This is a genomic window from Streptomyces sp. NBC_01551 (genome assembly GCF_026339935.1).
In the GTDB taxonomy this organism is placed as follows: domain Bacteria; phylum Actinomycetota; class Actinomycetes; order Streptomycetales; family Streptomycetaceae; genus Streptomyces.
The window spans coordinates 2,936,831-2,958,129 of the sequence record NZ_JAPEPX010000001.1; the positions used below are offsets into that span (position 1 = coordinate 2,936,831).

The window sequence follows — 21,299 nt, forward strand, 5'->3', positions numbered from 1 at the left end:
CGCGTAGACTGCCGCGCGTGGCCAAGGTGACGCGGGATGACGTGGCACGACTTGCGGGTACGTCTACCGCCGTCGTGAGCTATGTCATCAACAACGGACCCCGGCCGGTTGCCCCGGCCACGCGCGAGCGTGTCCTCGCCGCGATCAAGGACCTGGGCTACCGCCCGGACCGGGTCGCGCAGGCGATGGCGTCGCGGCGCACCGACCTCATAGGCATGATCGTCCCGGACGCGCGTCAGCCCTTCTTCGCGGAGATGGCGCACGCGGTCGAGCAGGCCGCCGCCGAGCGCGGAAAGATGGTGCTGGTCGGGAACTCCGACTACCGCACCGAGCGCGAGGTCCACTACCTGCGGGCCTTCCTCGGGATGCGGGTGTCGGGCCTGATCCTGGTCAGCCAGGGCATGAGCGAGCAGGCCGCCAGCGAGATCGAGGCCTGGGACGCCAGGGTGGTGCTGCTGCACGAGCGCCCGGAGGCGATCGACGACGTCGCGGTCGTCACGGACGACATCGGCGGCGCCCAGCTCGCCACCCGCCACCTGCTGGAGCACGGGCACGCGTACGTGGCCTGCATCGGCGGCGTCGAGAACACCCCCTCCGTCGGCGACCCGGTCGCCGACCACGTCGAGGGCTGGCGGCGGGCCATGCAGGAGTCGGGCCGCTCGACCGAGGGCCGGCTCATCGAGGCCCCGTACAACCGCTACGACGCGTACACCGTCGCGCTGGAGGTGCTGGCCCGGCCGGACCGCCCGACGGCGATCTTCTGCGCCACCGACGACCAGGCCATCGGCGTGCTGCGGGCGGCGCGTGAGCTGCGCATCGACGTGCCCGGTGAGCTGGCGGTGGCGGGCTTCGACGACGTCAAGGAAGCGGCGCTGACGGACCCGCCGCTGACGACGGTCGCCTCGGACCGCCCGGCGATGGCCCGCGCGGCCGTGGACCTGGTGCTGGACGACGCCCTGCGCGTGGCCGGCTCCCGCCGCGAGCGCCTGAAGCAGTTCCCCTCGGCCCTGGTCGTCCGCCGCTCCTGCGGCTGCCGCTGACACTCCGCGCACCCCGGCCCCCGTCCGCGACGCCACCGCCGGTCGGGGCAGCCCAAGACCCGGCGGCCCGGGCGCGCTTATATCCGGCATACGAGGTTCTGTCGGGCTTCTCAGCGGGCGCTCAGGAAGCTCTCATCATTCGCGACCAGAGTCATAGCCATGACCGACAGCTTCCGCCGCGAAGGCGAGTACCCGCATCACCCGCAGGAGAACTCCCCGGCCCAGCCCGCGCCGTTCGGCGACGACTGGCAGCGCGGACGCGACCGGCTCGCGCAGGACACCGCCTACCCCCCGCCCCCCGCGTACGCGCCCCCGGCGCCGGCGCCGGGCTGGCACGAGGCCCACCAGCTCCCCGGCCCGCTCCCCGGCCCGGCTGACCCGGCGGCCCCGGCCCCCGTCGGCCCCGCCCACGCGGCCCGCGCCAAACGCCCCGTAGCCCTCCTCGCCACCGTCGCCCTCGTCGCCGCGCTCATCGGCGGCGGCACGGCGGCCGCCGTCGAGCAGTTCCTCGGCGACAAGGCCCCCGGCTCCGCGGGCGGCTTCCCCGGCACCAACGTCTCGCAGTCCAGCACCGGCTCGGTCGCCGGCGTGGCCGAGCAGGTCAGCCCCTCCGTCGTCCGCATCGACACCCGCACCAGCCAGGGCACCGGCACCGGATCCGGCATCGTCCTCACCGCCGACGGCGAGATCGTCACCAACAACCACGTCGTCAGCGGCGCCTCCGCGATCCAGGTGACGATGAGCGACGGCAAGAAGTACGACGCCAAGCTCGTCGGCACCGACCCCGACAAGGACCTCGCGCTCATCAAGCTCCAGGGCGCGTCCGGCCTCAAGCCGGCCAAGCTCGGCAACTCCGACGGTCTCAAGGTCGGCGAGCAGGTCGTCGCCATCGGCTCCCCCGACCGCCTCACCGGCACCGTCACCAGCGGCATCGTCTCCGCCCTGAACCGCGAGGTGAACGTACCGAAGTCCGAGCAGCAGGCCCCGCGCAGCCGCCAGGGCACCGACGGGTGGCCCTTCTCGTACGACGGACAGCAGTTCAACGGGAACACCGGCTCGGACACCACCTCGTACAAGGCGATCCAGACCGACGCCTCCCTCAACCCCGGCAACTCCGGCGGCGCCCTCGTCAACCTGAACGGCGAGATCGTCGGCATGCCCTCCGCGATCTACTCGCCCGCCGGCGACAGCTCCAGCGCCGGCAGCGTCGGCCTCGGCTTCGCCATCCCGGTGAACACCATCAAGGCCGACCTGGCCGCCCTCCGCAACGGCAGCGGCACCGGCGGCGGCACCGGCGCCTAGCCTGTAAGCCAGCCCCGTACCCCGCCGCCGCACCCCCGAAGGACCGAGATGACCGCCGAAGGCACCTCGCAGCGCATCCTCGTCGTCGACGACGAGCCGGCCGTCCGCGAGGCCCTGCGCCGCAGCCTCGCCTTCGAGGGGTACGGGGCACAGACCGCCGTCGACGGCCTCGACGCCCTCGACAAGGCGGCCTCGTACGCCCCGGACCTGATCGTCCTCGACATCCAGATGCCCCGGATGGACGGCCTGACGGCGGCCCGCCGGCTGCGCGCCGCCGGCAGCACCACCCCGATCCTGATGCTGACCGCCCGCGACACCGTCGGCGACCGCGTCACCGGCCTCGACGCGGGCGCCGACGACTACCTCGTCAAGCCCTTCGAGCTGGACGAGCTGTTCGCCCGCGTCCGCGCCCTGCTGCGCCGCAGCGCGTACGCCGCCCCGGCGGCCGGCGGGGCGGCGCCCGAGGACACGCTGACCTTCGGCGACCTCCGGATGGACCTCGCCACCCGCGAGGTCACCCGGGGCGGCCGCCCGGTGGAGCTGACCCGCACCGAGTTCACACTGCTGGAGATGTTCCTGGCGCACCCCCGCCAGGTCCTGACCCGCGAGCAGATCCTCAAGACCGTCTGGGGCTTCGACTTCGAGCCCAGCTCCAACTCCCTGGACGTGTACGTGATGTACCTGCGCCGCAAGACCGAGGCGGGCGGGGAGTCCCGGATCGTCCACACCGTGCGCGGGGTGGGCTACGTACTGCGCGCGGGCGAGAGCGGTCCCGAGTGAGCCGCTCCCCGTTGAACCCGCTCGTCCGGTTCCGCGCCCTGCCCCTGCGCTCGCGCCTCGCACTGCTGGTCACGGTCGCGGTCGCGGTGGCCGTCGCGGCCGTCGCCGCCGTCTCGTGGGTGATGGTCCGCACGCAGCTGCGCGATCAGCTCGACCGCTCGCTGATGGCGACCAACCCGAACCAGCAGGTCGTACGGGTGCTGCGGGAGGGCTGTGTCACCGCGCCCGCCCGGCCGTCCCAGGAGATCGCCGGGAACCTGAACGCGACCGTCCAGATCGTCACCGCCGACGGCGGCCACTGCTGGGTGGGCGGCATGTCCACGCTGCCCGTCACCACCATCGACCGCGAGGTCGCCGGGGGCAAGCGGCCGCCCACCCTGCACGACGTGACGACCACCGACGGCACCGCGATGCGCGTCTACACCCTGACCGCGCAGGCGAACGGCCAGCTGTTCGCGATCTCCATCGCGAAGCCGCTCGCCGACATCGACAAGCCGCTGTCCACCCTGGCCTGGGTGCTGCTGCTGGTCAGCGGCATCGGTGTGGTCGGCGCGGGCGCGGCCGGCCTGTGGGTGGCCCGGACGGGGCTGCGGCCGGTCGACGAACTCACCGACGCCGTCGAGCACATCGCCCGCACCGAGGACCTCACCGTACGGATCCCGGTGGAGGGCGAGGACGAGATCGCCCGCCTGTCCCAGTCCTTCAACGCGATGACGGCCGCGCTCGCCTCCTCCCAGGACCGGCAGGCTCAGCTGATCGCCGACGCCGGGCACGAGCTGCGCACCCCGCTGACCTCCCTGCGCACCAACATCGAGCTGCTCGCGCGCAGCGAGTCCACCGGCCGGGCCATCCCGCCCGAGGACCGCCGGGAGCTGCTGGCCTCGGTCAAGGCGCAGATGACCGAGCTGGCCTCGCTCATCGGGGACCTCCAGGAGCTGTCCCGCCCGGACGCGCCCGGGCACGCCCCGCTCCAGGTGGTCGCGCTGCACGAGGTCGTGCGCAGCGCGCTCTCCCGCGCCCGGCTGCGCGGCCCGGAGCTGCACTTCACCGACGACCTGGCGCCCTGGTACGTACGGGGCGAGGCGGCGGCGCTGGAGCGGGCCGTGGTCAACGTGCTGGACAACGCGGTGAAGTTCAGCCCGCCGGGCGGCACGGTCGAGGTGGCGCTGCGGGCCGGCGAGCTGACCGTAAGGGATCACGGGCCGGGCATCCCGGCGGAGGACCTGCCGCACGTGTTCGAGCGGTTCTGGCGCTCCTCCTCGGCCCGCGCCCTGCCCGGCAGCGGGCTGGGCCTGTCGATCGTGGACCGTACGGTGCGCCGCGCGGGCGGCAGCGTCGAGCTGCGGGCGGCCCCGGCGGGCGGGGCGGGCACGGAGGCGGTGCTGCGCGTCCCGGGCGCGCCGACGCCGCCGCCGCCGGAGCAGCCGTCAGTTGTGCCGCAGCAGTGAGGCCACCAGGCCCGGCCGGGTGTTGGGGAAGTCCATCGGGACGATCCCGAGCCCGGTCCGGCCGGCGAGCTCCGCGCCGTCGACGAAGGCGTGCACCTGCGGGCCCAGCCGGTCGGAGTTCCAGCGCGGCGGCATGTACGCGGCCGTGCTGACGTAGTTCACGAAGAGCTTGCCGGGCTGCTGCACGGCCCGGCGGAACTGGTTCTCGATCTTGCCGCGCTTGGCGAACGGCTCGGCGTTCCAGTCGTCCTGGATGTCGAAGACGCTGCCGTCCCCGTAGCGCAGGCCGGGCAGCCCGCCGTTGTCGGCCAGCAGCACGACCTTGCCCCGGGCCTGCCCGAGGGAGGGCAGCGCGTCCGCGATCCGGAACAGGGGCCGCCAGCCCCGGTTGTCGAGGTAGTCGTCGAAGACGGCGCGGAACGTCGCGTCGCTCTCCCCGGAGTACTCCTGCTTGAGGCGCATCAGCACCGTCTCGGAGGGGTGCGCGGCCAGGAAGTTCCAGCAGGCCACGAGGACGTCACCGAACATCAGGTCCTGGAAGAAGGCCGCGTGGTGGATGGCGAAGGAGCCGCCGGTGACGCGGCAACGGACATCCAGGAACCGGATCCCGGAGTCGAGCTGCTGGGCGATCGAGGTGTTCTGGCAGGCGACGTAGAGCCCGCCCTTGGTGGCGCCCGAGTCGTGGGTGCCGGGGATGGTCATCCGATGGAGGGCGGTGGAGTCCCCCAGTCCGGCCATCCAGTCCTGGGTCCCCAGGGCGCGCGCCGCGGCCGTGCCCGCGGAGGCCGTGCCCGCCGCGGCGAAGCTCACCGCCGCGCCCGCGCCCGCCGCGATCGCTCCGGCGAGGAATCTCCGCCGGTCCATTCCGCTGCCCATGCCCGCCCCTTCGCCGACCCGGTGGTGGGACGGGAGTATGGCGTGCGGAACCCGGCTTTACTACCCATCGGTACGGGTCAGCTGTCGAGCAACTCGGCCATGGCGCGCAAGCCTTGGGCGAGCTCCCGCCCGGTCGGCGCCTGCCCCGGGTCGGTCAGCGCCTGCACCATCACCCCGCTGAGCAGGGCGATGTGCACGGACCCGAGGGCGCGTACGTCCTCCTCGGTGACCGCGTCCTCGGGAACCCCGCGCAGTTGCGCGGCCACCATGCGCCGGGCCTGGCGCTGGTTCTCGGCGAGGGTGGCGAGCAGCTCGGGCGAGGACTGCGCGTGCACGAAGGCCTCGACGGAGGCGAGCCAGAGCCAGCGCATGTCGCCGAAGTCGCGGATCTTGCGGTCCCAGGTGTCGGCGTACCGCTCCGCGGCGGTGGCGCCCTGGCCGGCGAGCCGACCGGACCCGGCGGCCCACTCGTCCATGGCGGCGAAGAGGGCGAGGTTCAGCAGCGCGTCGCGGGAGCCGAAGTGGTAGCCGATGGCCGCCATGCTCACGTTCGAGGCCGCGGCGATGTCGCGCACGGTCGTGCGCAGGTAGCCCTTCTCCTCCAGGCAGCGGCGCGCTCCGGCCAGCAGGTCCTCGCGATTTCCCATGCCGGGATCGTATCGGCGCCCGGGTTTGGGCAAGCGCCCAAGACGAACGTATTGCGCGCTTGCCCAAACCCTGGCAGGCTCGTACCCGTCACCGCAGGCCACACAGGGGAGAGCCAAACCATGCGCCACACGCTGACGATCGACGGCCGCACGCTGTCGTACCTGGACTTCGGCGGCCCGGGCCGCCCGCTCCTCGCCCTGCACGGGGGCATGTCCGAAGGCCTCGCCTTCGCCGGCCTCGCCGGCGCCCTGGGTGACGGGTGGCGGGTCATCGCCCCCGACCAGCGCGGCCACGGCGACTCCGACCGGGCCGCCGACTACGGCCGCGAGGGCTACCTCTCGGACGCCGTGGCCCTCCTCGACCACCTCGGCCTGGACGCCCCCGTGGCCCTCCTCGGCTACTCCCTCGGCGGGTTCAACGCCTACCACCTGGCCGCCGCCCACCCCGACCGCGTCGCGGCCCTCGTCAACGTGGACGCCACCGTGGAGATCGACCCCGACACGGCGGGAGGGCTCTTCGGCTTCCTGCCGGGCATGCGCTACACCGCCCCCACCCGCGAGGAACTCCTCGCCGCGGCCGGGCCGGTGGGCTCCCAGTTCGTCGAGCAGGCGCTGCGCCCGCTCCCCGACGGGGGCTGGCGGCTGCCGTTCCACCCGCAGGACATGCTCGACTCCGCCGAGGCCTGCCGCGGCGACCACTGGGACGCCTGGCTCGGGAGCGGCTGCCCGGCGCTGCTGGTCCACGGCACCCGCAGCCAGTCGCTCAGGCAGGACACCGCCGACGCGATGGTCACCCGCCGGCCCGGGACCTCGTACGCGCCCCTGGACGGGGACCACTTCCTGCCCTTCACGCACCCGGAGGGCTTCCACGAGGCCGTCACCCGGTTCCTGGCGGCGCTCTGACCGCTCCGGCACGGGGGTCCGGGGCACAACGCCGAAGGGGCGGCGGGCCACAAGGCCCACCGCCCCTTCGGGCGCGCTGCACTCAGGTGTTACTTGACGACCGTGATGCGGTCCGCCGCCGGCGGGGCGATCGGGGCCGCCTCGGTCGACTTCGCCAGGTAGGTGTTGAAGGCCTCCAGGTCGGGCACGCCGACCAGCTTGTTCTTGTGCTCCTTCAGGACGGTGAAGCCGTCACCGCCGCCCGCGAGGAACTCGTTCATCGCGACCCGGTAGGTCTTGGCGGGGTCGATCGCCGCGCCGTTCAGCTTCACCGAGTCCACGACGATGCGGTCCGCGCCCGTCTTCGTCATGTCCAGGGTGTAGGTGAAGCCCTTCGAGACCTGCAGGATCTTCGGGTTCGGGCCGTTGACCGTGCCGCTGACCTGCTGCTGGAGCGCGGTGATCAGCTGCGCGCCGGTCAGGTCGACGATGTTCATCAGGTTGTTGAACGGCTGGACCGTGTAGGACTCGCCGTACGTCACGACACCGTCGCCCTCGGCGCCCGCGGCCTTGTAGGCCAGGTCGGCACGGATGCCGCCCGGGTTCATGATGGCCAGCTGCGCGCCGCCCTTGGCGGCCGGGGCCGTGGCCTCCAGCTGGGCGTCGGCGATCAGGTCGCCGAGCGGCTTCTCGGGGGCCTCGGAACCGCGGCCCGCGATGTCCGCCGAGATGAAGCCCATCGGGCGGCTCGCGACCGGGGCGGCCAGCGCGTTCCAGCGGGTGATCAGCTCGGTCATGTCCGGGGCCTTGGGCAGGTCACGGCTGACGATCTTGTTGACCGGCTTCGGCGCGGAGGCCGCCGTACGGACGATGTCCTTGGTCTTGCGGTCGTACTTCAGCGTGGTGTCCGTGAACAGGCGGCCGTACGAGGCGGCCGAGGTCACCATGCGCGGGTTGCCCGCCGGGTCGGGGATGTTGCAGGCGTACGCCTGGTGCGTGTGGCCGGTCACCAGCGCGTCGACCTTCGGGTCCACGTTCTTGGCGATGTCCACGATCGCGCCCGAGACGCCGGCGCCGGCGCCCGGGACGTCGCAGTCGTAGTTGTAGGCGCCGTTGGCGGGCAGACCGCCCTCGTGGATCAGCGCGACGATCGACTTGACGCCCTGCTTGTTCAGCTCGGCGGCGTACTTGTTGATCGTCTCGACCTCGTCGCCGAACTTCAGGCCCTTGACCCCGTCGGCGGTGACGACGTCCGGCGTGCCCTCCAGGGTGACGCCGATGAAGCCGATCTTCACGTCCCCCTTCTGCCAGATGAAGGTCGGGTTCAGCATGGGACGCTTGGTCTTCTCGTCCGTGACGTTCGCGGCGAGGTACTTGAACTCGGCGCCCGTGTACTCCTTGCCGAACTCGGAGCACCCGTCGGTCGGGTGGCAGCCGCCGTACGCCATGCGGCGCAGCTCGGCCTTGCCCTCGTCGAACTCGTGGTTGCCGACGCTGCTGACGTCCAGCTTCAGCTTGTTGAGCGCCTCGACGGTCGGCTCGTCGTGGAAGAGACCGGACAGCATCGGGCTGCCGCCGATCATGTCGCCGGCCGCGGCCGTGACGGAGTACTCGTGGCCCTTGCGGGCCTCGCGCAGGCCGGTGGCGAGGTACTCGACACCGCCCGCGGGTATGGCCTTGGTGGTGCCGTCCGCCTGGCGTTCCGTCACGGTGCCCGAGGAGCCCTGCGGGGCCTCCAGGGTGCCGTGGAAGTCGTTGAACGACAGGAGTTGCACGTCGACGGTCCGGCTCTTGGCGGTACCGCCACCACTCGCGGCCCCGGCCGGCAGTGCTGCGGCGACCATCGCCCCGGCCCCGGCCGTGACGGCGAGGGCGGCGAGGGTCAACCGGCGGGCTCGGCGGTGCCGTTGTGGCGTCGCTGACATTTAGTCCCCTTATGTGACAGCGGTAAAACTGGGAGGTCCGCCGCAGCCTATGGTCAACGCGCGTAGCACGACAGGGGTAGGGGGTATCGAGCTGGTTACACGCACAAGTCGGTTCCCCGTCAAACAGTTGCGATCCGGACGGATCCGCCCCAGGGTCAACACCGCCGCGCACCCGTCACGGTCGTACGCTCGTGGCATGACTGACGCAGCAGCGAACCCCGAGCCGGGACGGCAGATTGTGACCCTCGACGAACTGACGGAGGAACAGGCCCAGTCCGTCCTCGCCCTGATCGAGGACGCGGCCCGCACGGACGGCACCACCGCCGTGTCCGAGCAGGGCCGCCTCCAGCTGCGCGGCGGGCCGCGCGAGGGGATCCGGCACTTCCTGCTCAGCGACGGCGGCCGCCTCGCCGGATACGGGCAGTTGGAGGACACCGACCCGGTGGAGGCGCCGGCCGCCGAGCTCGTCATCCACCCGGCGCTGCGCGGCCGCGGCCACGGCCGGGCGCTCGGCCAGGCCCTGCTGGCCGCCTCCGGCAAGCGGATCCGGGTGTGGGCGCACGGCGGCAAGTCCGCCGCCCGCCACCTCGCCCAGGTGCTCGGACTGACCCTCTTCCGCGAGCTGCGCCAGCTGCGCCGCCCGCTCGGCGGGGAGGCGGCGCCGCTGCCCGAGCCGACGCTCCCGGCCGGCGTGACGGTCCGTACCTTCGTGCCCGGAACCGACGACACGGCCTGGCTCGCGGCGAACGCGGCCGCCTTCGCTCACCACCCCGAGCAGGGCGCGCTGACGCAGCGGGACCTGGACGACCGCATGGCGCAGCCGTGGTTCGACCCGAAGGGCTTCTTCCTCGCCGAGCGCGACGGGGAGCTCGTCGGCTTCCACTGGACGAAGATCCACGCCGCGGACCGGCTCGGCGAGGTCTACGTGGTGGGCGTGCGCCCCGGCGCCCAGGGCGGCGGCCTCGGCAAGGCCCTCACCGCGATCGGCCTGCGCCACCTCGAATCGGCCGGCATGCCGACGGCGATGCTGTACGTGGACGCCGACAACCCGGCGGCGCTCGCGGTGTACGAGGGGCTCGGCTTCGCCACCCACGAGGTGGACCTGATGTACCGCACCGAAAGCTGACCCCGGAACCGGACGGGATCCAGCCCGGCGCCGGACCGGATCCCGTCCAGTTCCGGACCGGATCCCGTCCAGTTCCGGACGGGATCCAGCCGGATCCGGCCCGGAGGGGCCCCCGGCGGGTGCCGCCCCGGCGCGCGGGGACCCATTTGGGCGTATCGGGGGCGCGGGAGCCTTGCCGCCACCGCATTTCGTGCACCACCCGGACCCTGGAAGCCATGCACCATTAACCGGGCATTAAGACGGCCTTGCGAGTCTCCCCCCATGTACCCCCGACTCCGCCTGACGGCCGACACTTCCGACGCGCCTGTCCTGCCGCGCGCGCGGAAGAATGGAGTCATGAGCCACAAGTCCAGCGCCGGCCCCACCGAGGTCCCCGCGCAGCACCCGTCTCACACGTCGGCCGCGGCCTCCGCGTCGCCCTCGGCCTCCGCCACCGCGCGCATCGGTTCCATAGCCGCGCACCGGCCCCACGCCGATCTCAATCCCGACCTCGACGCCGACCTGGACGCCTACGAGGACAAGGACGGCGGCGAGCTGCCCCCTGGCCGCTTCCTCGACCGCGAACGCAGCTGGCTCGCCTTCAACGAGCGCGTCCTGGAGCTCGCCGAGGACCCGACCACCCCGCTGCTGGAGCGCGCCAACTTCCTGGCGATCTTCGCGAGCAACCTCGACGAGTTCTTCATGGTCCGCGTCGCCGGCCTCAAGCGCCGCATCGCGACCGGTGTCGCCACCCGGTCCGCCTCGGGCCTCCAGCCCCGCGAGGTGCTGGACCTGATCTGGACCCGCTCCCGCGAGCTCATGGCCCGGCACGCCGCCTGCTACCAGCAGGACATCGCCCCGCAGCTCGCCGAGGAGGGCATCCACCTCATCCGGTGGCCCGACCTCACCGAGAAGGAGCAGGCCCGCCTCTTCACGCTGTTCCGGAACCAGATCTTCCCGGTGCTGACCCCGCTGGCCGTGGACCCCGCGCACCCCTTCCCGTACATCTCGGGCCTCTCGCTGAACCTGGCCGTCGTCGTGCGCAACCCCGTCAGCGGCCACCGCCACTTCGCCCGGGTCAAGGTCCCGCCGCTCCTGTCGCGCTTCCTGGAGGCTTCGCCGCAGCGCTACGTCCCGCTGGAGGACGTCATCGCCGCGCACCTGGAAGAGCTCTTCCCCGGCATGGAGGTGCTCGCGCACCACATGTTCCGCGTGACCCGCAACGAGGACCTCGAAGTCGAGGAGGACGACGCCGAGAACCTGCTCCAGGCCCTGGAGAAGGAGCTCATGCGGCGCCGCTTCGGCCCGCCGGTGCGCCTGGAGGTCGAGGAGTCCATCGACCCCGGCGTCCTGGACCTCCTCGTGCAGGAGCTCAAGGTGTCCGCCGCCGAGGTGTACCCGCTGCCCGGGCCACTGGACCTGACCGCCCTCTTCGGAATCTCCTCACTGGACCGGCCCGAGCTGAAGTACCCGAAGTTCGTCGCCGGCACGCACCGCGACCTCGCCGAGGTGGAATCCGCGTCGGCGCCCGACATCTTCGCGGCGCTGCGCGAGCGCGACGTCCTGCTGCACCACCCGTACGACTCCTTCTCCACCTCGGTGCAGGCCTTCCTGGAGCAGGCCGCCGCCGACCCGGACGTCCTCGCGATCAAGCAGACGCTGTACCGGACCTCCGGCGACTCCCCCATAGTCGACGCCCTGATCGACGCCGCCGAGTCCGGCAAGCAGGTCCTCGTCCTCGTCGAGATCAAGGCCCGCTTCGACGAGCAGGCCAACATCAAGTGGGCCCGCAAGCTGGAGGAGTCCGGCTGCCACGTCGTCTACGGCCTGGTGGGCCTCAAGACCCACTGCAAGCTGTCGCTCGTCGTGCGCCAGGAGGGCGACACGCTGCGCCGCTACTCGCACGTCGGCACCGGCAACTACCACCCCAAGACCGCCCGCCTGTACGAGGACCTCGGCCTGCTCACCGCCGACCCGCAGGTCGGCGCGGACCTCTCCGACCTCTTCAACCGGCTGTCCGGCTACTCGCGCCGCGAGACCTACCGCCGGCTGATCGTCGCCCCGCGCTCGCTGCGCGACGGGCTGATCGCGCGGATCGACAAGGAGGCCGACCACCACCGGGCCGGCCGCCCCGCGTACGTGCGCCTGAAGATGAACTCGATCGTCGACGAGGCCCTCATCGACTCCCTCTACCGGGCCTCCCAGGCGGGAGTCCCCGTCGACATCTGGGTCCGCGGCATCTGCGCCGTGCGCCCCGGCGTCCCCGGGCTGTCGGACAACATCAGGGTCCGCTCGATCCTCGGCCGCTTCCTGGAACACTCCCGGGTCTTCGCCTTCGGCAACGGCGGCGAACCCGAGGTGTGGATCGGCAGCGCCGACATGATGCACCGCAACCTCGACCGCCGCATCGAGGCGCTGGTCAGGGTCGCCGACCCCGCCCACCGTGCGTCACTGGACCGGCTGCTGGAGACGGGCATGTCCGACGCGACGTCCTCCTGGCACCTCGGGCCGGACGGCGAATGGACCCGGCACAGCACCGACGCCGAGGGCCAACCGCTGCGGCACGTACAGGAGATGCTCATAGACGCCCGGAGGCGCCGGCGTGGCTCAGCCAAACCATGACCTTATGGCAGGTACCGCAGGCGACGTGCTCGGCGCGTACCTGCGCGCCCAGGCCACCGCTTTCCTGCGCGCGCTGCGGGTGCACGAGGAGAGCGGGGCGAACGGCTCCGACTCGGCGGAGGGCACCGAGGCGGCGCGCGGCCTGCGGGGGGCCGCGCGCCGGATCTCGGGCTCGCTCGCCACGTTCCGGGGGGTGACCGACTCCGCCTGGGCCGACGGGCTGCGCACCGAGCTGGTGTGGCTGTCGTCGACCCTGGCCGACGAGCACGCCTACGCGGCCCGGCTGCGGCGCCTGATGGACGCCCTGCACCGGCTCTCGGGCACGCCCGAGCTGCCGGCCCCGCGGGGCGGTACGGCGGGCGCGCTGACGGTGGGCTCGGCGCGGGCGGGCGCCCTGCTGGAGCGCCAGCTGACGCTGGCCCGTACCAGGGCCCACTCGGCGACGCTCCAGGCGCTCGGCTCCTCCCGCTTCCACGCGGTCGCGGACGCGGTGGCGGTACTGGCCTCGGAGGTCCCGCTGGACGCGGTCGCGGCGCGCGGGCGGGTGGACGAGGTGCTGATCCCGCTGGCGGCGGTGGCCGAAACCCGCCTGTCGGCGGCGGTCGCCGCGCTCCCCCTCCCGGCGGGCACCCCGTACTCCCCGCACGAGGACGGGGCCTGGCACGAGGTACGCCGGCTGCTGCGGGTCCACCGGTACGCGCGGGAGGCGCTGGGCGAGGACGTCACCCGCCTCACGGCGGCGGGCCACGCCCTGGACCGCCACCGGGACGCCGCCGAGGCGGCCACCGCCTCGGCGACGGCGGCCCGCACCCCCCGCATCGCCCCGGCCACGGCCTACGCCCTCGGCGTCCTGCACGCGGACCAACGCCACGAGGTCGAATCGGCCCGCACCACCTTCCAGGACCTCTGGCAACCGGCCCCGGTCTAACCCCACGGCCCGGCGGGCCCCCACCCCGCCGGCCCAACGGGCCCCACCTCGCCGGCCCAACCCCCGGCCCCCACACCCCACTGGCCCGCGCCCCACCGGCCCTCAAGCCCCGGCCCCCACACCCCGCTGGCCCTCAAGCCCCGGCCCCCACCTGGCCCTCCAGCCCAGGGCCCCACGCCCCACCGGCCCTCAAGCCCCGGCCCCCACACCCCACTGGCCCTCAAGCCCAGGACCCCGCGCCCCACTGGCCTTCAAGCCCAGGGCCCCGGGCCAGCGCCCCATGCCCGCGCCCGCGCCCCGGGGCGAACTCCCCCGGACCCCGCGGCCCCGCCCAGCCCCACGGCCTCATCCAGCCCGCCGCCCCATTCAGCCCCGCCGGCGTTTGAGGCGCGGGGGTCCGGGGGCAGAGCCCCCTGGCAACGGCGCCGCACGGCGTCTCCGGCGCTTGAGGCGCGGGGTGGGTCCGGGGCCGGAGCCCCGGCACCCTCCAGCCCGTCCGGCGTTTGAGGACCGGGTCCGGGCAGAGCCCGGGGAACGGAGGAAGGGCGGGGCGGGGAGCAGCCCGCGCAGCGCCCCCGAACCGACGGGTTCCAGCCACCCGCCCCACCCCACCCCACCCCAGAGGGACCGGCCCGGCCCGACGCGAAAGGTCACGCCCCGATAACGGCGGGACAACGCCAGATGTCGCCCCGACACAAAACCCCCCACCCGCACCATGCCGTCCGCCACGGTTCACCATCCGTTAACCAACCCCCGTCGACCGCTTCACCTGATCTGCCTAATTTCGGCAGTGCACGGTGCGACCCGGGCAGAAAAGGCACGGCCCGCACCACAGCACCCCGTAGTCCTCTTCGCACGCCGCCCCGATACAGAAAGCGGCCGGCGGCTTCTGGAAGGAACACCCGAAAGTGAAGCTTCAGCGCAAGAACATGCTTCGTGCCTCCGCCCTCGGGGCGCTTGTCGTGTCCGGCGCCCTGGTCCTCACGGCGTGCGGCTCGGACGACAACACCAAGGCCGCCGACGGCTCGACCAAGGCCTCGGCCCCCGCCGCCGGCGACGTCAAGTGCGACGACGCCAAGGGCAAGCTGCTCGCCTCCGGCTCCTCCGCCCAGAAGAACGCCGTGGACCTGTGGGTCAAGGCCTACATGGCCGCCTGCCCCGGCGTCGAGGTCAACTACAAGTCCTCCTCCTCCGGTGAGGGCATCGTCGCCTTCAACCAGGGCACCGTCGGCTTCGCCGGCTCGGACTCCGCGCTGAAGCCCGAGGCCGTCGAGGAGTCGAAGAAGATCTGCACCGGCGGCCAGGGCATCAACCTGCCGATGGTCGGCGGCCCGATCGCCCTCGGCTTCAACGTCGCCGGCGTGGACAAGCTGAACCTCGACGCCGCCACGATCGCCAACATCTTCAACGACAAGATCAAGAAGTGGGACGACGAGGCGATCAAGAAGCTGAACCCCGGCGTCACGCTTCCCTCGACCGCGATCCAGCACTTCCACCGCTCCGAGGACTCCGGCACCACCGAGAACCTCGGCAAGTACCTGAAGGCCACCGCCGGTGACGCCTGGCCGTACGAGGCCGCGAAGAAGTGGCCGGCCCCGGGCGGTCTCGGCGCCTCCGGCTCCGCGGGTGTCGCCACCCAGGTCAAGCAGGTCGACGGCGCGATCGGTTACTTCGAGCTCTCCTACGCCAGCGCCCAGGGCATCAAGACGGTCGACCTGAACACCGGTGCCGCCGCCCCGGTCAAGGCCTCCTCCGAGACCGCCTCGAAGGCCATCGCCGCCGCGAAGGTCGCCGGGACGGGCAACGACCTGGCTCTTAAGCTGGACTACGCGACCAAGGCCGAGGGTGCGTACCCGATCGTCCTCGTCACGTACGAGATCGTCTGCGACAAGGGCAACAAGGCCGAGACGCTTCCGACCGTGAAGTCCTTCCTGAACTACACCGCGTCCGACGCGGGCCAGAAGGTCCTCTCCGAGAACGGCTACGCCCCGATCCCGGCCGAGATCAACACCAAGGTCCGCGAAGCCATCAAGTCGCTGAGCTAATCACTGAAGCCTCGTGGTCCGGTCCGCCCCCCGTCCGGGGCGGACGGGCCCGGGGACCCTCCCCCTCCACCCGGGGGATCCGGTGCACCGCCGCCAGGGGGCCAGCCCCCCATCCAGACCGGAAAGATCATGGCTTCCACCACACCCACCCAGATAGACACGGCTCCGCCTGTCTCCAAGAGCGGAAGGTCCACCGGCCGCGCCGGTGACAAGATCTTCGCGGGGCTCTCCAAGGGCTCCGGCATCCTGCTCCTGGTGATCATGGCGTCGATCGCCGTCTTCCTCACCTACCGCGCGTCGATCGCACTGTCGAAGAACGAGGGCAACTTCCTCACCACCTTCGACTGGAACGCGTCCGCCACTCCCCCCGTCTTCGGCATCGCCGTCCTGCTCTTCGGCACGATCGTCAGCTCGATCATCGCGATGGCCATCGCGGTTCCGATCGCTGTCGGCATCGCCCTGTTCATCTCGCACTACGCGCCGCGCAAGCTGGCCGCCCCCCTCGCCTACGTGGTCGACCTGCTGGCCGCCGTGCCGTCGATCATCTACGGCATCTGGGGCGCCCTCTTCCTCGTCCCGCAGCTCGCCGGCCTGAACCTCTGGCTCGACGAGTACATGGGCTGGACCTACGTCTTCGACAAGACCCAGGTCGGCGTCGCGCGCTCCCTCTTCACCGTCGGCATCCTGCTCGCGATCATGATCCTGCCGATCGTGACCAGCGTCAGCCGCGAGGTCTTCCTGCAGGTCCCGCGCATGAACGAGGAGGCCGCCCTGGCCCTCGGCGCGACCCGCTGGGAGGTCATCCGCATGTCGGTGCTGCCCTTCGGCCGCTCCGGTGTCATCTCCGCCTCGATGCTGGGCCTCGGCCGCGCGCTCGGCGAGACCATGGCCGTGGCGACCGTCCTCTCCCCGAGCTTCCTGATCTCCGGCCACATCCTGGACCCGGGTGGCGGCACGTTCGCGCAGAACATCGCAGCGAAGTTCGACGAGGCCAACGAGTTCGGCCGCGACGCCCTGATCGCCTCCGGCCTCGTGCTCTTCCTGCTCACCCTGCTGGTCAACGGCGCCGCCCGGCTGATCATCGCCCGTCGCAAGGACTTCTCGGGGGCGAACGCCTGATGAGCCACGCACTCCAGGACCAGCGGCCCGCCCGGGCCCCGAAGTCCGCCGCCCCCGCCGGCCTGACCCGAGGCGGCCTGCCGCGCTGGGCCCCGGCCGGCATCGCGGCCCTCTCGATCGCCCTCGGCTGCGGCATCGGCCTCGCCGCCGACCTCCACAGCAAGGTCCAGTGGGGCCTGATCGCCGCCATCATGTTCGTCGGGATCACGTACACCGCCAGCGCGGTCGTCGAGAACCGACGCCAGGCCAAGGACCGCATCGCGACCTCCCTCGTGTGGGTCTGCTTCGTCCTCGCGGTCGTCCCGCTGCTCTCGCTGATCTGGACCACCGTCAGCCGCGGCATGGAGGCCCTCTCCGGGGACTTCCTCAGCCACTCGATGAACGGCGTCACCAGCTTCGAGGAGGGCGGCGGCGTCTACCACGCGCTGCTCGGCACCATCGAGCAGGTCGCCCTGGCCACCGCGATCGCCGCGCCGATCGGCCTGCTGACCGCCGTCTACCTGGTCGAGTACGGCCGGGGTTCGCTCGCCAAGGCCGTGACCTTCTTCGTCGACGTCATGACCGGCATCCCCTCCATCGTCGCGGGCCTGTTCATCCTCACGACGTGGAACCTGGCGCTCGGCTTCGGCCCGTCCGGCTTCGCCGGCTCGATGGCCCTGTCGATCCTGATGATGCCCGTCGTGGTCCGCTCCACCGAGGAGATGCTCAAGCTCGTCCCGAACGAGCTGCGCGAGGCCGCGCTGGCCCTCGGCGTGCCGAAGTGGCGCATGATCCTCAAGGTCGTGCTCCCCACCGCCATCGGCGGCATCGCCACCGGTGTCATGCTGGCCGTCGCCCGCATCGCCGGTGAGACCGCGCCGATCATGCTGCTGGTCTTCGGTACCCAGCTGATCAACGGCAACCCCTTCGAAGGTGCTCAGTCCTCGCTCCCGCTGTACATCTGGGAGCAGTACAAGGTCGGCAGTGACGCCTCCTACGACCGGGCATGGGCAGCAGCGCTCGTCCTGATCGCCTTCGTCATGATCCTCAATCTGGTGGCCCGCGGCATCGCCCGCTGGAAGGCCCCGAAGACCGGTCGCTGACGCGACCAATGAAAGCGAAGTGACCCCTCATGGCGAAGCGAATCGACGTCAGCGGACTGTCCGCCTTCTACGGCAGCCACAAGGCCATCGATGACATCTCGATGACCGTGGAGCCCCGCTCCGTGACCGCCTTCATCGGCCCGTCCGGCTGCGGCAAGTCCACCTTCCTGCGCACCCTGAACCGCATGCACGAGGTCACCCCCGGCGGCCGCGTCGAGGGCAAGGTGATGCTGGACGACGAGAACCTGTACGGCGCGAACGTGGACCCCGTCGCGGTCCGCCGCACGGTCGGCATGGTCTTCCAGCGCCCGAACCCGTTCCCCACCATGTCGATCTTCGACAACGTGGCGGCGGGCCTGCGCCTGAACGGCAGCTTCAAGAAGTCCGAGCTCTCGGAGATCGTGGAGCGCTCGCTCAAGGGCGCCAACCTCTGGAACGAGGTCAAGGACCGCCTGAACAAGCCGGGCTCCGGCCTCTCCGGCGGCCAGCAGCAGCGTCTGTGCATCGCCCGCGCCATCGCGGTCGAGCCGGAGGTCCTGCTGATGGACGAGCCCTGCTCGGCCCTGGACCCGATCTCCACCCTCGCCATCGAGGACCTGATCGGCGAGCTGAAGGAGCGCTTCACGATCGTCATCGTGACGCACAACATGCAGCAGGCGGCCCGCGTCTCGGACCGCACGGCCTTCTTCAACCTCTCGGCCGTCGGCCAGCCCGGCAAGCTCATCGAACTGGACGACACGGAGCGGATCTTCTCCAACCCGTCCGTCCAGGCCACCGAGGACTACATCTCGGGCCGCTTCGGTTAAACCCGGACCCCCGCGGATGTGCTGAACGTCCTGCGGTGCTGCATGGCGGTGCCACCGCAAGACGAAAGAAAAGGGCCGGCTCCCCCTGGGTGGGGGGAGCCGGCCCGCTTTCGTCTTCACGCCGCGGCGCTGGTCCTCGTAGGCCGCGCCGGTCCTCGTGGTACTAGCCGACGGCCAGGTCCACGATCCAGAAGCTGAGTGCCGCGACGAGCGCCGCGGCCGGCATGGTGATGAACCAGCCGAGGATGATGTTCTTGGCGACGCCCCAGCGGACCGCGTTGACCCGCTTCGTCGCGCCCACGCCCATGATCGCCGAGGTGATGACGTGGGTGGTGGAGATCGGCGCCTGGTACAGGTAGGACGCGGTGTACATGATCGAGGCACCGGTGGTCTCGGCCGCGAAGCCCTGCGGCGGGTCGAGCTCGATGATCTTGCGGCCCAGGGTGCGCATGATGCGCCAGCCACCGGCGTAGGTGCCGAGCGACAGCATCACGGCGCACGCGATCTTGACCCACACCGGAATCGGGGCGTCGGAGGTCTGGACGTCGGCGATGACCAGGGCCATCACCACGATGCCCATCGTCTTCTGGGCGTCCTGCAGGCCGTGGCCGAGGGCCATCGCGGCCGCCGAGACGGTCTGGGCGATCCGGAAGCCGCGCTTGGCCTTGTGCGGGTTGGAGCGGCGGAACATCCACATGATGGCGACCATCACCAGGTAGCCGACGATCAGGCCGACGATGGGTGACAGGAACATGGGGATGACGACCTTGTCGAGCACGCCCGACCAGATGACGGCGATCCCGCCCGCCAGCGCCGCCCCGACCATGCCGCCGAAGAGCGCGTGCGAGGAGGACGACGGCAGGCCGAAGTACCAGGTGATCAGGTTCCAGACGATCGCGCCGACCAGGGCGGAGAAGAGGATCCACATCCCCTTGTCGCCCGTCGGCGTCTCGATGAGCCCCTGGCTGACCGTCTTGGCCACGCCGCTGCCCAGGAAGGCTCCGGCGAGGTTCATCACCGCGGCCATCGCGAGGGCGGCACGCGGGGTCAGCGCGCGGGTCGAGACCGAGGTCGCGATCGCGTTCGCCGAGTCGTGGAAACCGTTGGTGTACGTGAAACCGAGCGCGACACCGATGGTCACGATCAGAGCGAAGGTGTCCACGAGGTTCAGGACTCCTTGACCGCGATGGTCTCCACCGTGTTCGCGACGTGCTCGAACGCGTCGGCCGCCTCTTCGAGCACGTCGACGATCTGCTTGAGCTTGAGCACCTCGATGGCGTCGTACTTGCCGTTGAAGAGCTGGGCGAGCAGCTTGCGGTGGATCTGGTCGGCCTGGTTCTCGAGGCGGTTGACCTCGATCCAGTACTCGGTCAGGTTGTCCATCGTGCGCAGGTGGGGCATGGCCTCGGCGGTCAGCTCGGCCGCCCGCGCCAGCACCTCGATCTGCTGCTCGACGCCCTTGGGGAGCTCCTCCACGTTGTAGAGGACGACCAGGTCGACCGCCTCCTCCATGAAGTCCATGATGTCGTCGAGCGACGAGGCCAGGTTGTAGATGTCCTCGCGGTCGAACGGCGTGATGAAAGAGGAGTTCAGCTGGTGGAAGATCGCGTGGGTGGCGTCGTCCCCCGCGTGCTCCGCTGCCCGCATCCGCTCCGCGATCTCGGCCCGGGCGGAGGAATCCGCTCCGAGCAGTTCCATCAGGAGCTTGGAGCCCGTGACGATGTTGTCCGCGGATGCGGCGAACATGTCGTAGAAGCTCGTCTCCCTGGGGGTCAGACGAAATCGCACGTGAGGTCCTCGGGGTGCATTGGATTCGGTCAGGCTGATGCTAGGCGCAACCCCCGGCGAGGGCTAACCGGCGGTTCCCGGCAATTCCCCAGTGTCCTCCATCAGGCACAGTGGGCCGCACGGGCCCCTGCCCGGACGGCGGGGCGACGTAACCTATACCCATGAGGGGTATGCATCCCTCATTCCGGACCACGGGAGGACTCATGACGACCATCGAGGCGGAGGGCTCCGGAGCCGGCGTCGGCGCGGCCCCCGAGGAGACCCAGGGCAAGGCGGTGCACGGGTACCACCACCAGAAGGACGAGCACCTCAAGCGACTGCGCCGGATCGAGGGCCAGATCCGGGGCCTGCAGCGGCTCGTCGACGAGGACGTCTACTGCATCGACATACTCACGCAGGTCTCGGCGAGCACGAAGGCACTGCAGTCCTTCGCGCTCCAGTTGCTGGAGGAGCACCTGCGGCACTGCGTCGCCGACGCTGCGGTCAAGGGCGGCGCGGAGATCGACGCCAAGGTCGAGGAGGCCACGAAGGCGATCGCCCGACTGCTGCGGACCTGAGGGGGCCCGCGGGGGCCCGGCCCCCGCCCGTCCCGCGCCCGTCGCCCGCGCCGTGTCACCGGCTAGCGGCTGACGCCGACCATCAGCACCTCGTCGATCCGGTCCTGGCTGAGCCGCTCCTCGTCCGCCGTGGAGGCCGCGATGATCAGCTCACCGCACAGCTCGATCTCGGCGAGGGCCACGAAATCCTGCACCGTCGTACCGCCTCCGGGAGTCACGCGTGTCACCTCTTCCCGCCGCCATCGGTCGTCGGCGCTCGGCTTCTCAGCGTAGGGAGCGCGGGTCGCTGCGCGCATGACACGGATGGACCATTTCCGGATACCGGACCATGACCCGATCGCACTGGT

At 71.5% G+C, this 21,299-nt stretch carries 19 protein-coding genes; 13 read left to right on the forward strand and 6 right to left on the reverse strand.

Annotated elements, in window-relative coordinates; translation table 11 throughout:
* Positions 1 to 17 precede the first annotated feature (17 nt).
* The 4 genes from OG982_RS13045 (at position 18) to OG982_RS13060 (ending at position 4,570) form a co-directional block, all read left to right on the forward strand.
* Positions 18 to 1,040 (forward strand): LacI family DNA-binding transcriptional regulator, encoded by a 1,023-nt coding sequence (locus tag OG982_RS13045; RefSeq protein WP_266787180.1) that lies wholly within the window; start codon positions 18 to 20, stop codon positions 1,038 to 1,040.
* Positions 1,041 to 1,199: 159 nt separating this feature from the next.
* A complete protein-coding gene (locus OG982_RS13050; RefSeq protein ID WP_266948563.1) occupies positions 1,200 to 2,342 on the forward strand; it encodes a S1C family serine protease in 1,143 nt (380 codons plus the stop codon).
* A 48-nt stretch (positions 2,343 to 2,390) separates the two neighbouring features.
* Positions 2,391 to 3,122, forward strand: a complete 732-nt coding sequence (locus OG982_RS13055; RefSeq protein ID WP_266787176.1) for a response regulator transcription factor — start codon at positions 2,391 to 2,393, stop codon at positions 3,120 to 3,122.
* An 11-nt stretch (positions 3,123 to 3,133) separates the two neighbouring features.
* Positions 3,134 to 4,570 (forward strand): cell wall metabolism sensor histidine kinase WalK, encoded by a 1,437-nt coding sequence (locus tag OG982_RS13060; protein WP_266787174.1) that lies wholly within the window; start codon positions 3,134 to 3,136, stop codon positions 4,568 to 4,570.
* On the opposite strand, the gene OG982_RS13065 is transcribed toward OG982_RS13060, so the two are convergent.
* Both OG982_RS13065 and OG982_RS13070 read right to left on the reverse strand, forming a co-directional pair.
* The gene (locus OG982_RS13065; RefSeq protein WP_266948565.1) at positions 4,550 to 5,446 is read right to left on the reverse strand and encodes a phosphatidylinositol-specific phospholipase C; all 897 of its coding nucleotides are present in this window, start codon (positions 5,444 to 5,446) and stop codon (positions 4,550 to 4,552) included. The genes OG982_RS13060 and OG982_RS13065 overlap by 21 nt on opposite strands.
* Positions 5,447 to 5,523: 77 nt before the next feature.
* Positions 5,524 to 6,093, reverse strand: a complete 570-nt coding sequence (locus OG982_RS13070) for a TetR/AcrR family transcriptional regulator (protein WP_266787170.1) — start codon at positions 6,091 to 6,093, stop codon at positions 5,524 to 5,526.
* A gap of 120 nt (positions 6,094 to 6,213) precedes the next feature.
* On the opposite strand from OG982_RS13070, the gene OG982_RS13075 reads away from it, so the two are divergent.
* Positions 6,214 to 6,996, forward strand: a complete 783-nt coding sequence (locus OG982_RS13075) for an alpha/beta fold hydrolase (protein WP_266787168.1) — start codon at positions 6,214 to 6,216, stop codon at positions 6,994 to 6,996.
* 89 nt (positions 6,997 to 7,085) lie between these two features.
* Here the strand turns inward: OG982_RS13075 and OG982_RS13080 are convergent, their stop codons facing one another.
* Entirely contained in the window at positions 7,086 to 8,900 is a 1,815-nt protein-coding gene (locus tag OG982_RS13080; RefSeq protein ID WP_266948566.1) for a bifunctional UDP-sugar hydrolase/5'-nucleotidase, read from the reverse strand.
* A gap of 196 nt (positions 8,901 to 9,096) precedes the next feature.
* Here OG982_RS13080 and mshD point away from each other — a divergent pair, with 196 nt between their 5' ends.
* From mshD to pstB, 7 genes are all read left to right on the forward strand, one after another.
* Entirely contained in the window at positions 9,097 to 10,026 is a 930-nt protein-coding gene (gene mshD / locus OG982_RS13085; RefSeq protein ID WP_266787164.1) for a mycothiol synthase, read from the forward strand.
* Positions 10,027 to 10,362: 336 nt separating this feature from the next.
* Positions 10,363 to 12,627: an RNA degradosome polyphosphate kinase gene (locus OG982_RS13090; protein ID WP_266787162.1), complete on the forward strand. Its 2,265-nt coding sequence runs from the start codon at positions 10,363 to 10,365 to the stop codon at positions 12,625 to 12,627.
* A 4-nt stretch (positions 12,628 to 12,631) separates the two neighbouring features.
* Positions 12,632 to 13,555, forward strand: coding sequence for a CHAD domain-containing protein (locus OG982_RS13095; RefSeq protein WP_266787160.1), 924 nt, complete (start codon positions 12,632 to 12,634; stop codon positions 13,553 to 13,555).
* A gap of 908 nt (positions 13,556 to 14,463) precedes the next feature.
* A complete protein-coding gene (gene pstS / locus OG982_RS13100) occupies positions 14,464 to 15,600 on the forward strand; it encodes a phosphate ABC transporter substrate-binding protein PstS (protein ID WP_266787158.1) in 1,137 nt (378 codons plus the stop codon).
* A 129-nt stretch (positions 15,601 to 15,729) separates the two neighbouring features.
* On the forward strand, positions 15,730 to 16,719 hold the full coding sequence (pstC, locus tag OG982_RS13105; RefSeq protein ID WP_266787156.1) for a phosphate ABC transporter permease subunit PstC: 990 nt from the start codon (positions 15,730 to 15,732) through the stop codon (positions 16,717 to 16,719).
* Complete coding sequence (gene pstA, locus OG982_RS13110) at positions 16,719 to 17,801, forward strand: phosphate ABC transporter permease PstA (protein ID WP_266787154.1); 1,083 nt, start codon at positions 16,719 to 16,721, stop codon at positions 17,799 to 17,801. The genes pstC and pstA overlap by 1 nt, the downstream gene beginning before the upstream one ends.
* Before the next feature lie 29 nt (positions 17,802 to 17,830).
* Positions 17,831 to 18,607, forward strand: coding sequence for a phosphate ABC transporter ATP-binding protein PstB (gene pstB / locus OG982_RS13115; protein WP_266787152.1), 777 nt, complete (start codon positions 17,831 to 17,833; stop codon positions 18,605 to 18,607).
* 163 nt (positions 18,608 to 18,770) lie between these two features.
* On the opposite strand, the gene OG982_RS13120 is transcribed toward pstB, so the two are convergent.
* Positions 18,771 to 19,769 (reverse strand): inorganic phosphate transporter, encoded by a 999-nt coding sequence (locus OG982_RS13120; RefSeq protein ID WP_266787150.1) that lies wholly within the window; start codon positions 19,767 to 19,769, stop codon positions 18,771 to 18,773.
* A 5-nt stretch (positions 19,770 to 19,774) separates the two neighbouring features.
* Entirely contained in the window at positions 19,775 to 20,395 is a 621-nt protein-coding gene (locus tag OG982_RS13125; protein ID WP_008742369.1) for a DUF47 domain-containing protein, read from the reverse strand.
* A 203-nt stretch (positions 20,396 to 20,598) separates the two neighbouring features.
* On the opposite strand from OG982_RS13125, the gene OG982_RS13130 reads away from it, so the two are divergent.
* Entirely contained in the window at positions 20,599 to 20,952 is a 354-nt protein-coding gene (locus tag OG982_RS13130; protein WP_266787148.1) for a metal-sensitive transcriptional regulator, read from the forward strand.
* 62 nt (positions 20,953 to 21,014) lie between these two features.
* Here OG982_RS13130 and OG982_RS13135 read toward each other — a convergent pair whose 3' ends face one another.
* On the reverse strand, positions 21,015 to 21,170 hold the full coding sequence (locus OG982_RS13135; protein ID WP_164495869.1) for a hypothetical protein: 156 nt from the start codon (positions 21,168 to 21,170) through the stop codon (positions 21,015 to 21,017).
* Between the last annotated feature and the right edge of the window lie 129 nt (positions 21,171 to 21,299).